10 protein-coding genes and 1 tRNA gene are annotated in these 16349 nt (G+C 61.5%); 4 read left to right on the top strand and 7 right to left on the bottom strand.

Annotated elements, in window-relative coordinates:
• Positions 1-26: 26 nt before the first annotated feature.
• Positions 27-230, top strand: coding sequence for a helix-turn-helix domain-containing protein (locus SJY41_RS17470; protein ID WP_380784181.1), 204 nt, complete (start codon positions 27-29; stop codon positions 228-230).
• A 131-nt stretch (positions 231-361) separates the two neighbouring features.
• On the opposite strand, the gene SJY41_RS17465 is transcribed toward SJY41_RS17470, so the two are convergent.
• From SJY41_RS17465 to SJY41_RS17440, 6 genes are all read right to left on the bottom strand, one after another.
• Entirely contained in the window at positions 362-1246 is an 885-nt protein-coding gene (locus SJY41_RS17465; protein ID WP_380783481.1) for a hypothetical protein, read from the bottom strand.
• A 200-nt stretch (positions 1247-1446) separates the two neighbouring features.
• Entirely contained in the window at positions 1447-4650 is a 3204-nt protein-coding gene (locus tag SJY41_RS17460) for a type I restriction endonuclease subunit R (RefSeq protein WP_380783480.1), read from the bottom strand.
• Entirely contained in the window at positions 4647-5798 is a 1152-nt protein-coding gene (locus SJY41_RS17455; RefSeq protein ID WP_380783479.1) for a restriction endonuclease subunit S, read from the bottom strand. The genes SJY41_RS17460 and SJY41_RS17455 overlap by 4 nt, the downstream gene beginning before the upstream one ends.
• On the bottom strand, positions 5795-7807 hold the full coding sequence (locus tag SJY41_RS17450) for an N-6 DNA methylase (protein ID WP_380784180.1): 2013 nt from the start codon (positions 7805-7807) through the stop codon (positions 5795-5797). The genes SJY41_RS17455 and SJY41_RS17450 overlap by 4 nt, the downstream gene beginning before the upstream one ends.
• A gap of 70 nt (positions 7808-7877) precedes the next feature.
• A complete protein-coding gene (locus SJY41_RS17445; RefSeq protein ID WP_380784179.1) occupies positions 7878-8240 on the bottom strand; it encodes an ImmA/IrrE family metallo-endopeptidase in 363 nt (120 codons plus the stop codon).
• Positions 8241-8441: 201 nt separating this feature from the next.
• Positions 8442-8795 carry a helix-turn-helix domain-containing protein gene (locus SJY41_RS17440; RefSeq protein ID WP_380783478.1) on the bottom strand — a complete coding sequence of 118 codons (354 nt, stop codon included), beginning with the start codon at positions 8793-8795 and terminating at the stop codon, positions 8442-8444.
• 474 nt (positions 8796-9269) lie between these two features.
• Here SJY41_RS17440 and SJY41_RS17435 point away from each other — a divergent pair, with 474 nt between their 5' ends.
• A complete protein-coding gene (locus tag SJY41_RS17435; RefSeq protein ID WP_380783477.1) occupies positions 9270-9998 on the top strand; it encodes a toll/interleukin-1 receptor domain-containing protein in 729 nt (242 codons plus the stop codon).
• A 197-nt stretch (positions 9999-10195) separates the two neighbouring features.
• On the opposite strand, the gene SJY41_RS17430 is transcribed toward SJY41_RS17435, so the two are convergent.
• Positions 10196-10271: transfer RNA gene (locus tag SJY41_RS17430), tRNA-Thr, on the bottom strand.
• 134 nt (positions 10272-10405) lie between these two features.
• Here SJY41_RS17430 and SJY41_RS17425 point away from each other — a divergent pair.
• Together SJY41_RS17425 and SJY41_RS17420 are read left to right on the top strand one after the other, a co-directional pair.
• Complete coding sequence (locus SJY41_RS17425; RefSeq protein WP_380783475.1) at positions 10406-11593, top strand: hypothetical protein; 1188 nt, start codon at positions 10406-10408, stop codon at positions 11591-11593.
• 95 nt (positions 11594-11688) lie between these two features.
• Positions 11689-16305: an NAD-glutamate dehydrogenase gene (locus SJY41_RS17420; protein WP_380783474.1), complete on the top strand. Its 4617-nt coding sequence runs from the start codon at positions 11689-11691 to the stop codon at positions 16303-16305.
• Positions 16306-16349: the final 44 nt, after the last annotated feature.

The raw sequence follows: 16349 nt of genomic DNA, 5'->3' as shown, positions 1-16349 counted from the left end.
GCGAGCCTTTGTAAAGACCGCCGCCACTGGTCTTCCGCCACCACCCTAAGCTGAAGGGTATCTCGCAGGAGCGGCTAGCTATCGATGCAGGTATGGAACGCAGCTACGTGAGCGATCTCGAACGCGGCACCAGGAACCTCTCTGTGCGGGCACTCGGACGACTGGCGGACGCGCTTGGAATCGAGCCGAAGCTGTTGCTGGAAACGTCCGTAGGTGGACCTTCCATATAAGATACCCGGTTTTCCGTACTCGGCGCGATCGTATCCGAGGCCTTGTAATTGGTCGCCGCGCCAACTGCGCCGTGATCAAACTGCGAGATTGGATGCGTTGTATTCAAAGACCGCTTCGGGCGGCTTCGACCTCAGGTAATTCCTGTTAGCAAGTCCGGAGGCCCACCCTTCTTTCGCGGACGGTAGGCACCGTGCACGTCGATGACTGTATACGACTTGGGTTCGCCATCTTCGTAGGAAACGAGGACATCGACCTTGAACGGTTGCCGAAACGGATTAGAAGATCGCCCAACCATCTTCTGTTTGAGATCCTCAAGCGTCTTAGCGAAGTAGACGGCGAGGGGTTTGTTACTGATCGATTGTATGACGCCACGGTCTCCGGTTTTACCGCTCTCTCTCGCAGGTCCGGTGTTGGTTTGCTGAAGGCTTAAAACGACTTTTCGCAGCAACGACGGCGGCGCTTCTTCCGGCTCACTTTCCTCGACCGGTAATGGCAGACTCTGGCCTGCACGAGTAGCGTTTACGGCAATTCGGTCTATCTCTGCGGGGCCATAGGATGCTTCGACCTCGACTACGCGTTCTTTGCTCCGACTACGGTATTTAATATGCGCGACGTCCAACCGGCTCCCTGTCCGCCCCGCTAGAGGTTTAACCAAGGCCGCTATGTCCGCCGCCACTTGCGTATCGACAGCGAGCGTTGCGACACCATCCGAACTTTCTAGGCCCGCAAACGCATTCAAAGCGTCTCGAAGTCGTTTAACGAAGTCGGACACTTCAATTGCCGATGCCATAAACGAAACAGACTGACCCATGATGGGTACAAAAGGAGCCAGCAAAGCGACGATGCTGCCCTTCCGTATCTCAGCAATCGCGAGATGAGCTCCCGAACGCGACCCTTGCGTAAATAGGCTGTCGAGAGCCTTGAAGCTATCCGCCAGTTCGGTCAGCGGAATAACATCCCTGGTATCAAAGACGAACTCCGCTAAGTCTTCAGGTATATCGGCCGGTGTGTTCACGCGCGCTCTCCGTTTCCTCGATCATGGCGCTCAATCGGTTGAGTGGAAAGAGAAGGTTGGCGTGATATGCCCGAGTGTGCGGAGCGCTTTCGAACCCGCGACGAAAAAGGCAGTACATCCGGCAGGCATGAGCAACCAACAACGAACCGCATCGACGGCTGCGTAACTGCTCCCCCGTGGCCTGCGGGATCGACCGGACGTCAGTGGGCGTGAACCGGTAAACCTACTTTAGTAAGAATATGCGCATAAACTGCGGCGGCTTTAACGTTAACCTCGTCAAGCGCATAACTTTGAGGAAGGCCAGTCCGGTCGTTATACAGAAAATCGGTAATCGCAATCCGGACGGAGTCGCGTGTCGCCTGCTTTCCCGCAAAGTCTTGAATATCGTCCAGTTGTTGCCTGATAATCTTATATAGATCGACAGCGACTATTTTTAGCGTGGCAATGTCGCCCTTCTCTAAGTCAGGCTTTATCAGCAAGTCGAACAGCGCCAGCGTTTCCTCATTCAACCCCTCGCGCACGGCCCGGCGCTGCTCGCTATCCAGTTCCCGCGCCAGAACTACGAGCGCAGCGAAGGTCCGCTCGATATTCGCCGAATCCTTTTCGCTGTTATATTCGGAGATCAGTTGCTCGTAGTGTTTCTGGAAGTCGGTCCGTAATGGGTTTTGCCGCAGCATCATTTCCAGTTTTCTTTGGATGGCATCCTTCAGGGACTGCACGGTAGTGTTCTTGCGGGGGCTGCGCTCGAATTCCTTTTTCAGCCTCTCGAAATCAATCCGGCTGATGTCGTAGAGCCTGTCATCACGATCGCCAGTTTCAGTTTGCGTTTCGATGCTAGCATTCACCACCGCATGCAATTCGCGCATGATCCCCGAAATATCAGCCTTTTTCACATCTTTTTCGAGGTTGTTGTAGATGACCTTGATCGCCGCAAAGCGTTGCCGATAGGCGTTCACGGCGCGGAAGTTAACGCATGCCTTGAATTTCTTGAACACCTCGCGCGCCATAATCTGGAATCGTTTACGGCTTTCATCATTCTCGTTGACCGCTTCCTTGGCGTCGATGATCGCCCTGTTTCGCTCGAAGCCGGTCTTTTCCGAGATATCGAGCAACCGGAAATCGCGCGCCGCGAGAAAACCCTCTGCCGCGTCGATCGCCTCTTCTAAATCGGCCAGCAGTTCTTCCGGCGGGCGCACCGGATCAATCTCCGGCGGTGGATCGCCAGGATTGCCCAGCCCGCCACCGGGCGTCCCGGCATAGGTCGCCAGCGCCTTGCGCAGGTTCTTCAATATCCCGCAATAATCGACAATCAGACCGTTGTTCTTGCCTTCGTGGACCCTGTTTGCACGGGCAATCGCCTGCATCAGTGTGTGCGCTTTCAGGGGCTTGTCGAGATACAGGGTCGACAGGCTCGGCACGTCAAAGCCGGTCAGCCACATCGCGCACACGATGGCGATGCGGAACGGGTGATCGTCTTTCTTGAACGCCGACTCGAGGTCGAGGCGCTTGCCATCGTCGGTCTCGAAACCGTTCTTGATCAGCGCGCGATGCGGCTTGATGTCGAGGCCCCATTTACGGAACCGATCGACCTCGCCCTGTTCCTCAGACACCACAACCGCTGCCTTGGTTGCGCGCACCCAGGCCAGTTGCCGCTGCCGATCCGCCAAATCCTGCTCGTCGGTCGCCTCCGCCAACTCCGTCTCAAGGCTGGCGATCCGCGCATCCCAATGCTTGGCGATCAGCGCGTGCATGCGGATGCACGTCACCTTGTCGATGCACACCAGCATAGCTTTGCCGGACTCCCAGCCGGTTGTGTAATGCTCGACGAAGTCCGCCGCGACCGTCTCCAGCCGGGTCTCTGCCGTGATGATGTGATATTCGCGCTTCAGCTCTTTTTCGAGCCGCTCGGTCACACTGGGATCGTCCAACTCCAGTTCTTCGAGCTTGGCCGCGATCTTATCGTTCAAGTCGTTCGTCGCAATGCCCAGCTTATCGCCACGCGCATCGTAATAGAGCGGCACCGTGGCTTCATCCTCCACCGCGCGCTGAAAATCATAGGTGGAAATGTAGTCGCCAAACGTCTGCTTGGTCGTCTCGTCGCCGGTCATCAGCGGCGTGCCGGTGAAGCCCAGGAAGCTGGCGTTGGGCAGGGCGTTACGCATGTTGAGCGACAACAGACCGTTCTGCGTCCGATGCGCTTCGTCGGTGATGACGATGATGTCGTCACGATCCGAATAGGGATCGTCGGAATTCACGTCCCGATTGAAGCGGTGGATCAGCGTGAAGACATAGGGCTTCCGCACCGCCAGCAGCTTTTTCAGTTCGGCACCCGTCCCGGCGCGCACCTGTGCCTTGTCGTTATTGACCAGCCCGCACCCGGCAAAGGTGCCGTAAATCTGCCCGTCCAGGTCGATGCGGTCGGTGACGACCAGAAAGGTGAAGTTCGCCCCGATTTTGCGGTGCACCTTCTGCGTCAGGAAGGCGATGGAATAGCTCTTGCCCGACCCCTGCGTGTGCCAGAACACCCCCAGCTTGCCGTCGCGCGCCTTGCGATCGCGCACCGCCGCGATGGCGCGGTTGACGCCCAGAAACTGGTGGTTGCGCGCGACGATCTTCACCATCCGTTCGCCGCTATCGTCGAACAGGATGAAGTTCTCCAGCAGGTCGATGAAATTACCCTTGCCGCATACGCCCTTCAGCATTGTCTCCAGATCGACGACGCCCGGTGCATCCTCCTCCAGCCGCTTCCAGTCGTTGAAATGCTCATACTGGCTGGAAAGCGAGCCGATCTTCGCGGCGTGGCCGTTGGTCAGAATGATGAAGGCGTTGTGGTGGAACAGGTGCGGAATCGTGTCCTTATAATCGGACAGATTTTGCTCATAGGCGTGGCGAATGTCCTTGTGGACCGCCTTGCACTCGACGAACAGCAGCGGCAGGCCGTTGACGAAGCCGATGATGTCGGCGCGCCGGCGATACAGTTCGCCCTTGATCCACAATTCACGCACGCACAGGAAATGGTTGTTTTCGAGCGTGTCGAAGTCGATCAGGCGCAGCCGCTGTTTGACGAGTTCGCCCTTTGCATTGCGGAAGCTGGCCTGCACGCCGTCCTTGATCAGCGCATATGCGTCGCGGTTGATAGCCAGGAAACTGGAGCCAAGCGGCGCATCGGTAATCTGGCGCAGCGCGTCCTTATAGGCGGCATCGGGCAGGCCGGGGTTCAGCCGGATCAGCGCCTCCCCCAGATGGCGGGTCAGGATAACATCGTTTTCCGATGCGCGCCCCAGCGACCCTTCGGCGCCCAGCACCTCGGTGTTGAACGCAAACACGCTGTCCCAGCCAAGCGCTTCGACCAGATAATCGGACATAGTTTGCTGGACCAGCGTGTCTTCGTTCAATGCGGTCATACGGCTATGGCTCCGCTCATCAGTTTGGGAAGGAGAAGGTCGCGGGCTCTTGCGAGTTCCTCGTTTTGACGTTTTAGCAAATAAATTTGCCAATGCATTGGTCGCACCAAGTCGGAAAACGCCACAGCGATCGGATTGGCAGGAACAGTCAAATATTTTGCCATCAACTCGGGCCAATGGCCTTTGTACGCATTTAAAGTGGCCAAGCCAAAGGTCGCATGATGTAGCCAATATATTTGATTAGGGACTCGCTCCGAAGGCCTATACGGCAAGACATTCTGAATTGCGGAAAATCCGAAATGAATAACTCGCTGATTGCAAGTATGATTTGCAAAGGCGATGATCGGATCGATCATTGATGCGTCTACCGACGGCCTCTCATCGTGGAAACCAAGCACTCCACTTTGCCCTTGATCTAATACTGGCACAGAACCTGTCGGAACGACTGTCTTTTGGGAAAATAGTTTTCCGGCAGGAATGCGTTTGACCGCGTCTTTAACCAGCATTCTGGCCCATCCCTCCGGCACACCGTCGATGATTTTGACATGCTCATGACCGGGGAAGCGGAAGCGGACGAACCATTCCTTGTAGAGCTGCCGCGCAGCATCCTCCAACAAGTCAGTCCGCCGCCGGTTATTCTCGATCAGATCATCATAGTTCCGTGCAACTGCCGCTACAGTCCGCTGGTCTTCAATTGTCTCCGGAACCAAAATCTTTACGGCATTTAGCGTGCTGGTTTCCAGCTTCTTGGTTCCATGCGAGGCCTCAGTTGCCAAGTCGCGGATGTAATCCTTCCGGGCTTTCAACGCATAAAACAAGAATTGCGGATCGATATCCTCTGCGCACTGCAACGCCTTAACGTCCTGATTGAACGTCATAGGTCTGCGAGTTATCGCAATGCGAAATTCTTTCGCGAGCGACATGCCCCGAACAACTACCAACACGGTGTTTTCCGGGATTGCGCGGGTGCCATTCTCGGCGCCTTCGGCGGTCAGGCGGAGTTGCGTGTCATAAATGAAACTTTGGGACATTTCCCCCGAGCCAACCCACGGAATGTCACCGCCCCAATACGCGGAATTGCCCTTAGAGGGGGTGCCGCCCGATTTGAATTTGGCACAGTCCTCAAGGGTCCTCGGCCGCCAGTTCACAAACCCAGCCCCTCGAAATTACTATTAATCTGCGCTGCAAGCGCCGCAGCCTCCTCATTCAACCCCGCCAGCTCGATATGAATATCGCGCATCACCCCTTCGAAATCGAAATCTTCGTCCTCTTCTTCTCGTGCAACGCCGACGTACCGGCCCGGCGTCAGCGACCAGTCATTCGCCGCCAGTTCGGCATGATCCACCAGCTTGACCAGTCCCGGCACCGCGACCAGCCGTGCATCGGGAAAGCGGCTCAGCAGCCAGTGCGCCTGCCGGTGGAAATAGCGCACCAGTTTGAGCTGATCGACGGCATCGATCCGCGCTTCCTCCAACGCCTTGACCGGGCTGGCCTTGCTGCGCTTGCCGCCCGCATCGCGATGCGCCTTTTCCGCTAGTTTGAAGAGCTGATCTATCTGCTTGATCAGATCGCGGCTGGTCTCCGCCAACGGCTCCAGATCGTCATGGGCTTTATGCAACAGGGGCGCGGTAACGGTGCCGTCGCTCCAGGCATCGCTCAGCGATATGGTCGCCAGCACATTCGTATCCCAATCCGCCTGAAATACCGCGCGGGCATCGGTGAGCCGCTCCGGCGCGCCATCCTCCAGCGTTTCGATCAGCGCATCCAGCGCGGCGCGGAACGACCCCATTGCGGCCGAGCCCGCCCGCGCCTCCGCCATCGCCCGGTCGAGATAGGCGGCGACTAGATCACGGAACCGCGCTTCCTGCCCGCGATACAGCCAGAAAATGGCGGTCAGATTCTGCAATTGTTCTGGCGAGAAGTCGAAGACCTTGCGGGTCACCTTGCGGAACACTTGTCGCGCATCGAGCATCAGCACCTTGTCGGCATGTTCGGGTGCCTTGGCCTTATCGAACATCCACAATTCACACGGCACGGCGCGGGTATAGAAAAAATTGCCCCGAATCGCGATCATCGCATCGACATCGCCGGTTTCGATCAACTTCTGCCGAACCTTTGCCTCTTCGCCGCCCGCGCTCGACGCCTGCGACGACATGACGAATCCCGCGCGGCCTGTTTCCGACAGATAGCTGTAGAAGTAGCTGATCCACAGATAGTTGCCGTTGGAGACCTTCTTGCCCTTGTTCACCCCGGGCAGGCCGAAGGGCAAGCGCGGGTCTTTCCGGACCTTTTCCGCGTCCACTTCGTCCACGTTGAACGGTGGATTGGCCATGACGAAATCGGCCTTGCCGACCAGTTCGTGCGCGTCGGTGTAATAAGTTATGCCGGGTTCGATCCGCCCTTCCAGCCCGTGGACGGCAAGGTTCATCTTGGCCAACCGGATGGTCGTTGCGTTCTTTTCCTGACCATAGAAGGTGGCGACCTTGGTCGGGTCTTGCTGCATCTTCTCGATGAAATGCGCGCTTTGCACGAACATGCCGCCCGAACCACAAGCCGGGTCGAGCACGCTGCCATGATCCGGCTCGATTGCGTTGACGATCATCTGGACAATCGACGGGGGCGTGAAAAATTCGCCGCCATCATGCGCGCTCTGATCGGCAAATTGCGTCAGGAAATATTCGTAAATGCGCCCAAATACGTCGCCCTTGGCATTTTGCAGCGCGGGATCGTTGAAGATGCGCAGCACGTCGCCGAGCACGTCGTTCTCAAGCGTTTGATATTCATTCTTTGGCAGGACGCCTCCCAGTGCTGGATAGTCGCGCTCGACCGCCTCCATTGCCGCGATGATCGCCGCCGCACGGTTCATCCCACCGGGCAAGCTAGCCAGATGGTCGAACTGCGCTTCGGGTTGCAGGAAGATCGCGCCCCGACTGGTGAAGTCTTCCTTGGTCAGCGGACGGGTCACGCCGCCCCGACTGGGCAAGCCCGCTTCGATCTGGGGTTTCACGGCGAGATAGCGGCTATAAGCATGCCGCAAAAAGATCAGGCCCATGACGGGCAGGAAATATTCGTTGCTGGCGAAATCGCTGTTCGCGCGCAATTGGTCCGCCGCCGTCCACAGGCGCTTTTCGAGTGCTTCGATATTGTTGGAACTCATTATGCTGGCCAGCCTCCCGTAATGCCGTTGGGGTCTAGGCAGGAGCAACCATCGCTACAAGGCATGACGCCTATGCCTTTGCCCGCAACGCCAATCGTTTCTCTACCCCGGTCATACGGCACCGCCACTGGCAGAGAGCCTCACTCACGCCGTAGGTTAGTGCAATGACGCCTGGTGATATACCGCGACTCCGTTCGTGGAGCAGTGCGGCTTCAGGCAACAAGAGCGCTGCCCCTAACCAGTCAGCCTCGTCTTCCTGCTCTGCCGAATAGTCGGAGAGGAGCACTAACCCGCTCGGCGATACCGTCACTTCGGCAGGAGTATGCCCCAACGTGATGTGTGCCATCTCATGCATCAGGGTGGCCGTCTGTCGTGTCCGCGGATGTGACGAATTGAGAACAACGACATGAGTACCTTGATCGTGAAGGGTCATACCAGACCAGCTATCGGGGTCCCGCTGGAGCAGCTGATCAGCATGCTCGGCTTCTAGGTCTAGCTCATCTGCGCCAAACACCATCACTCCCAGCGCTTTGGCGAACGCCCAGGGACATAATGGTGCTGTCGCGCTAAGTTCGAGCGATACTCTCGCACTGATTGACCGACGTTCTGCGTCCGCCTTGAAGCCGCGCCTCATTTATTCGCCACGCTCCAACTGAGCTCGGGCATGCCTTGCACGTTGAGCAGACAATATCAGCGCGCCTAACGAAGTTGCCGTCTCCTTCGAAACGGTCGCCTTCTTTCGAAAGTGAGCCACCGCTCTTTCCGAAGCCACAACCCCGGTATCCTTTTCCACGCCGAGGAAGCGCGCCGGATCAACGTCTAGCCACCGGCATATCTTAGCGAAAGTAGCTAGGTCAGGAAGGTTTCCGTTTTCAACTCGCGATAACGTCGCAGGGCTGACCTCAGCTTCAGCGGCCGCCGCGCGGATCCCACGCGCACCGCGCTTACGAATAATCAGTTGCCCTAATTCCTCAATCGGAAGGGTCATAGGTTCTCCAAAAAAAACGGGCGTTGACTCGCCGTCTGCCCAACCTTAGTGTCTCACTCATAGGACAAGTCATCTCACGAATGAAACTGCCTTACGTCTAAGACAGACGAATCAGCTATGCGCTTCAAAGTCAAGCATGGCGTTGATCCACTAGATGTAAAGGAAGTGAGTTATGACCAAGGAAAACAGCGGCGGTTCGTATCGAAGCGCAATTTCAGGCCGGTATGTGACCACCGGGCACGGACAGCGCAGCCCAGGAACTACCGTTCATGAGGCCGGCGGAAAGAGCGGCAACACCGGTGGCTCCTACCGGAGCGCTGGATCAGGTCGTTTCGTGACGGCGGCGCACGGTCGGCGCAGCCCGGACACCACTACGTACGAGAAGTAAGTCGAAGGGCGGCGCTACCATATGGGCGGCGCTGCCCTTTATTTCTTTGAAGGCGGCTCCACCTTAAAGAGGAAGGATCGATACAAATGACGAGATGCACGGCACCAGTAAGGGGTCACATTAGGGGCGGTGGAGCGGACTGTCCTGCATGTAGCGGTCGTTATGGTCGCTCAAGTGGCTATAGCGGATATAGCGGTTACAGCAGCTACGGGTCATACGCGTCCCCGACCCCATCATCATCGTCGACGTCATATGGCTCCTCTTCTTCTAGTGGAGGAAACGGATCCCGCCGCACCGCAAAGCCGCGTTGGTCGAGTGCTGGCTCAGCGGCTCTGTATACCCCCGAACAGGTGCAAGCTCTCACGCCCGTTCGCGAGAACGTCGAGAACTTAGCAGCGTTGCAGCCTGACCTACGGGACGTGTTTCTCTGTCACGCTTGGGACGACAGGCAGGGTTCCGCGAGAGAGTTGCATGATTTGCTAGAAGCGCGCGGTGTTCGTGTGTGGTTCAGCGAGAAGGACCTAGGTCTTGGCGTGCCGATGATGCGGGGAATCGACAAAGGGTTGGTGAACTCCCGCGTCGGGATCGTTTTGGTGACCCCGGCTATGTTGCGCCGTCTGCCGGCGGAAGGGATAGCAGACAAAGAGCTCTCTGCGCTCCTTCGGCGTGAGCGCCTTGTTCCTGTAGTCCACGGCACGACCTATGAGGAACTTGAGCAAGTCAGTCTTCTGCTGGCCTCCCGAGCCGGGTTAAACACAGCCGAAGAGACGATGGCGGATGTGGCAACCAAGATCGCCGAACTGGTCGCTACCTAAGCACGTCGCGGCATTGTCGATGCGAGGGATGCTTTCGTCAAAGCTGTGTGCGGAACGCCAAGCCTCAAACCGGCTTAGCGTTGGTTGTGCCCGTTCCCTGCCCAAAGCGCCCCAAGCAGAACCCAAACGGCTACCCACCGGAAACACAGTTCAGCCTCAGTCGCCGCCAATACCTCATGAAAGTGCCATAAAGGAGGTGGTGCCGCTTACAGGACTCGAACCTGTGACCCCCGCATTACGAATGCGATGCTCTACCAGCTGAGCTAAAGCGGCCCGACGATGGATGTCTCCGGTCGAGGGGGCGGCGCTTAACAGGGGTTTGACAGGCTGACAAGCGCTTTGCGTGTTTACTTGGCGTTTACCACGGGGGGTGCACACGTATAACGGTGAATTGGGGACGCTTGGGCATGGATACGGTATGTGGGCTGGACGACGAGCCGGGCGGCGGTTTGGGCGGTGCGACCGGGCTCGGACGCGGTAGCGATCGTACCGGGGGCGGGGCGCCGGATGGCAGCGCGCGTGACCTGACGGATGCCGGCATGAACGACGTGATGTTCGACCTGGGCGGCGACGAACGCCGCATGCACGTGCGGGCCTATAATCACTGGGTGTCGCTGTTGAACGGGCGCCCCTATCCGTCGATCGCGAACCTCGAGCCCGAGACGATCACCGATTTCGGGCCGCACAGCGTCCTGCTCGATTTCAGCCACGGCACGGGCGATCCGCGGATCGCGTATCTGGGCAGGACGCTGCGCGACGAATGCGGCCTCGACGGACCGATCGCGACGATCGCCGACGTACCGAGCCGATCGCTGCTGTCGCGGCTGACCGACCATTACCTGCAGATCATCGCCAACCGCGCGCCGATCGGTTTCGAGGCGGAGTTCGTCAGCAGCCGCGGCCGGACGACGCTGTACCGGGGCATCCTGATGCCGTTCACCTCGGGCGGCGACACGATCGATTTTATCTTTGGCGTGATCAACTGGAAGGAACTCGCCGACGCGGAGATGCAGGCCACGCTGCTGGCCGAACTGGATGCCGCCACCGCAGACGCGAGCCCATATCGCGCGGCGGCGGCGCAGGTCTGGGCAGACGGCCCCAGCGGCGGTTTCCACATCGAGCCGGCTTCCGGATTCGCCGCGGGCGACGTGTCCACGACGCTGGTGTCCGAACTCGTGCTGGATACCCCCCTGCCCCCGATCTACGCGCCCGCCGGACCGCTTGGCGACCAACTCGCAGTGGCACGCGAGAGCGCCGCGCAGGTCCGCGCTGCCGAAGCACGCAGCCGGGCCGCGCTCAACCGGGCGCTCGGTCGATCGCATGACCTCGCGATCGCCGCAGAACGCGAAGACGAAGACTATTCGGCACTTCTTTCCGCCGCCTGCCTGTCGGGTCAGGACGACATACTGGTGCAGATCGTCCAACTGATATTCGGTGTCGATTTCGACGCAACGCGGCTCGCGGCATTCGCCGCCGTCCTGCGGCACGCCCGCCGCCATCAGGTGCCGGCTGGCGGCCTGGCAAGCTTTCTCGACGGATACGACGGCGATCTGCAGGCGATTGCCGCCGCCGAGCAATCGGCTGTCGGCCGTTGATCCGATCCCTCCCTATCTGGTTGCGCCGCAGCATATCCGTTCGCACCTGCCACAAGCCTTGAGATAGCCGAACGGCGAGCGCATAGGCCCGGCCTATGGCGAACCAATCGTTGAAGACGCTCACCGACGCCCTTGCGGGCCGGTTGACCGAACGGGCCCTTCCGGGCGAACTCAAGGACTTCGGTGCGAGCGAGGTCGCGCAGGCCGCGGCGTTCGTCGCCGCGACCGCCGCACACCGCGACGACGGTGCGCCGGCGATCGCGATCGAGCCGATCAGCGTGGACGACACGCGGCGGCGGATGCGCCTCGCGATCGTCAACGATGACATGCCGTTCCTGGTCGATTCGATCGCGGCCGCGATCGGCGCACAGGAGATCGCGGTCGACCGGATCATCCACCCCGTCGTCCGCACGACGCGCGCCCCCGACGGTACGCTGCATGCGATCGACGCGGAGGGCCAAGGTGCAGGTCGCCCCGAATCGATGATCTACCTGGAGATGGAACGCGCCGACGCGCGTGACCGTCGCGGGCTGATCGAGGATCTGACCGCCGTGCTGGCCGACGTCCGTGCGGCGGTGACCGACTGGCGCGCGATGCAAGGCGCGCTCGACGACGATATCGCCAAGCTGCCCGAGGGCGAAGGTGCCGCGCTGCTCCAGTGGTTCCTGAACGGCCATCTGACGCTGCTCGGGCATCAGGTCTGGCTCCGCGACGGGAGTGGTCACGCCGCGCTGGGCATCGCGCGCAACGAACACCGCACGCCGATCCTGGCCGCTGCCTCGCGCGCGCTCGCGATCGAGTGGTTCGAGGCGGGCAATGACGCGCCGCTGCTGCTGAAGTCGAACCTGATCTCGACCGTCCACCGCGCGGTGCCGCTCGACCTGGTCGTCGTGCCGGTGATGGAGGGCGCGACGGTCGCCGGGCTGTCGATCTATAGCGGCCTGTGGACCAGCGCCGCGCTCGCCGCGATGCCGCGCGACGTGCCGGTGTTGCGCACGCGCCTGGCGGCGATGAAGGCGAAGTTCGGGTTCGATCCGCGCGGTCATGCCGGCAAGGCGCTGACGCATGCGTTCACGGCACTGCCGCATGACCTGGTCATCGCGTTCGCACCCGATGCGCTGGAGGATCTGGCGCTGACGGCAATGAGTCTGGCGGACCGGCCGCGGCCGGCGCTCGTGCTGGTCGAGTCCGCGCTCGGCCGTCATTTGTTCGGGTTCGTCTGGCTGCCGCGCGACGACGTCACCAACACCCGCCGGGTCGCGATCGGCGACATGCTGGCGGAGGCGGCGAATGCGAGCGTCCTCAACTGGTCGATCGCGCTGGAGGACGGCGAGGTCGCGATGATCCGCTACACGCTGGATCTGCGTGGCGAGGGCCGGATGCCCGACGTCGCGCCGCTCGCGCTGCGCTTGCAGCGGATGGTGCGCGGCTGGGTATCGGACGTCGAGGCGGCGCTGATCGAGACGTTGCCACCGGCGCGCGCCGCGCGGCTCGCGCTGAAATGGGCGGCCGCGTTCCCGCAGAATTACCGCAATGTCAGCACGCCCGCTGAGGCCGCCGAGGACATTCAGCGGCTCGCTGCACTCACCGATGCGAACTCGCGGGGCGTGCGCCTGCTACCGAGCGTGCCGGGCGAAGATCCGCAGCTGAAGATCTACAAGCTGGGCGGCGCCCTCCCCCTGTCGGACGCGGTGCCGGTGCTGGAGAATTTCGGCTTCCGCGTGATCGGCGAACTGCCGACGCGGTTGCGCGACGACAGCGTACCGTTCGTGCATGATTTCGTGCTGGAGGCGAACGATGCCGCGCAGCAGAGCGACGCGGGCATCCTCGAAGGCGCGATCGCGGCGGTGCTGGAAGGTGCGGCCGAGAACGATGCGTTCAACCGGCTGATCGTCGAACTCGGCATGCGTCCCGAAGCCATCGTGCTGTTCCGCGCGTGGTTCCGGTATCTGCGCCAGGCCGGGCTCCCTTACAGCCTGACCACCGTCGTCGATGCGCTGCGCCGTGCACCGAAGGTCGCTGCGGCGTTGATCGCGCGCTTCACGGCGGTTCACCACCCCGATCATCCCGGCAATGCGATCGAGGCGGACGACGCGATCGAGCACGGGCTCGACGCGGTCACCGCGATCGACGACGACCGGATCCTGCGCGCGTACCGCAACCTGATCGCGGCGACGCTGCGGACCAACGCGTTCACGCCCGCCGCGTCGGAAGCGCTCGCGTTCAAGCTCGACAGCCATCTGATCCCGGGCCTGCCTGCGCCCGTGCCGTGGCGCGAAGTGTGGGTCTATTCGCCCCGCGTCGAGGGCATCCACCTCCGCGCCGGCCCGGTCGCGCGTGGCGGCCTGCGCTGGTCCGATCGTCGCGACGATTTCCGCACCGAGATCCTCGGGCTGATGAAGGCGCAGCGCGTCAAGAACGCGGTGATCGTGCCGACCGGCGCGAAGGGCGGCTTCTACCCCAAGCAGCTCCCTGCCGCGTCGAACCGCGATGCGTGGCTGGCCGAAGGCACCGAAAGCTACCGGATCTTCATCCGCACGCTGTTGTCGATCACCGACAACATCGTCGAGGGCAAGGTCGTCCATCCGGACGGCGTGACGATCCTCGACGGCGAGGACCCGTATTTCGTCGTCGCCGCCGACAAGGGCACCGCGACGTTCAGCGACGTGGCGAACGCGCTGGCGCTCGAACGCGGTTACTGGCTTGGCGACGCGTTCGCCTCCGGTGGCTCGGTCGGGTACGATCACAAAGCGATGGGGATCACCGCGAAGGGCGCATGGCTCAGCGTCCAGCGTCACTTCGCCGAACGCGGCCTCGACGTGCAGAGCGAGAGCATCACCGTCGTCGGCTGCGGCGACATGTCGGGCGACGTGTTCGGCAACGGCATGTTGTTGTCGAAGACGCTGAAGGTCGTCGCCGCGTTCGATCACCGCCACATCTTCCTCGATCCCGATCCCGATCCGGCGACCAGCTGGGACGAACGCAACCGCATGTTCGCGCTGCCGCGGTCGAGCTGGGCGGATTACGACGCGACGCTGATTTCGAAGGGCGGTGGCGTATTCGCGCGCACCGACAAGATCGTGAAGCTGTCGCCGCAGATCCAGGCCGCGCTCGGCGTGACGGTCGGCGAGATGGAGCCGGGTGCGCTCATTTCGGCAATCCTCAAGGCGCCGGCGGACCTGCTCTGGTTCGGTGGCATCGGCACCTATGTGAAGGCGGCATCGGAAGCGAACGTCGCGGTCGGCGATCCCGCCAACGACCGGCTGCGCGTCAATGCCGAGGATCTGCGAGTAACGGCGATCGGCGAAGGTGCGAACCTGGGCGTCACGCAGGCAGCGCGCATCGCGTTCTCCACGCGCGGCGGGCGGATCAACACCGACTTCATCGACAATTCGGCGGGTGTCGATTGCTCGGACAACGAGGTCAACATCAAGATCGCGCTCAACCGCGAGATGATCGAGGGGCGGCTCGGCTACGAGGACCGCAACAAGCTGCTCGCCAGCATGACCGACGACGTCGCGCACCTGGTGCTGGAGGATAACCGCCTCCAGACGCTCGCGCTGTCGATCGCCGAGGCGGACGGCGCCGTCGCGGTGCCGAGCTACGTCCGCGTGATCGAGATCTTCGAAGGCAGCGGCCGGCTCGATCGCGCGGTCGAGGGGCTGGCATCGAACGATATCCTGCTGCGTCGCGGACAGGATGGCCACGGGCTCACGCGGCCCGAACTGGCCGTGTTGCTCGCGACCGCCAAGCTCGGGCTGCAGGATGCGATCGAGCATGGCGACATCGCACGCGACGATGCGTTGAAGCCCGATCTCCACGCGGCCTTCCCGGCGGCGATGCGCGCGCGGTTTGCCACGGCGATCGACGAGCACCGGCTGCGGCCCGAAATCGTCGCAACCAAGCTCGCCAACCGGATCGTCAACCGTCTGGGCATCCTCTACCCGTTCGAACTGGCGGAAGAAGAAGGCGCGGCGATGGACGATATCGCGGCGATGTTCGTCGTCGCCGAGCGGCTGTTCGACCTGCCGGCCTTGTGGGCGGAGATCGAGACCGCGGTGATGCCCGAGGCGGCGCGGATCGCGCTGTTCGACGAGGTCGCGGTCGCGACGCGCTCGCAGATCGCCGACCTGTTGCGCGTGTCGGCACCGGGGACGGCACCGGGCGACGTGCTCGCGCGGCTGGCCAAGGGGATCACGCAGCTGGATAGCCAGACCGCGGCGTTGCTGCTGGAGGAAGCCAGTGCGCAGAGCGGCCGCATCGCAGGGCAGCTCGAAGCGGTCGGTGCGCCCGCCGATCTGGTCCGCAAGGTCGTGCGGCTGTTCGAGATGGACGGCGCGGTCGGGCTGGCGGATCTCGGTGAGCGGATGACGCTCGACGAGGCGGTTCTCACGCGCGCGTTCACGCATCTCGGGCAGGCGCTGGGGCTGGATTGGGCGCAGGCGAATGCGGCGCGGATCAGCCCGACCGATCCGTGGGAGCGGTTGCTGATCGCGGGCCTCGCGCGCGATTTCCAGCAGTTGCGACTGGAATTTCTCGCGCGGCGTGGCGCGCAGGACCCGCAGGGTGCGGTGGACGCGTGGCTGACGGCGAACGCGACGCGGGTCGCGCAGTTCAAGGCGGTGATCGACCGCGCGCGCCATGCGGCCGTCCCGAACGCGGCGATGCTGGCGCAGATCGCCGGCCAGGCGCGCGTATTGCTGGGCCGCTAAACCCCTCTCCCCCTCGGGGAGAGGGAGGGGCCCGCGTGCGCTTG

This window comes from Sphingomonas sp. R86520 (genome assembly GCF_042466285.1).
Taxonomy (GTDB): Bacteria; Pseudomonadota; Alphaproteobacteria; order Sphingomonadales; family Sphingomonadaceae; genus Sphingomonas.
Note: the sequence above shows the minus strand (reverse complement) of the source record. Positions and strands in the feature narration are given on the sequence as shown.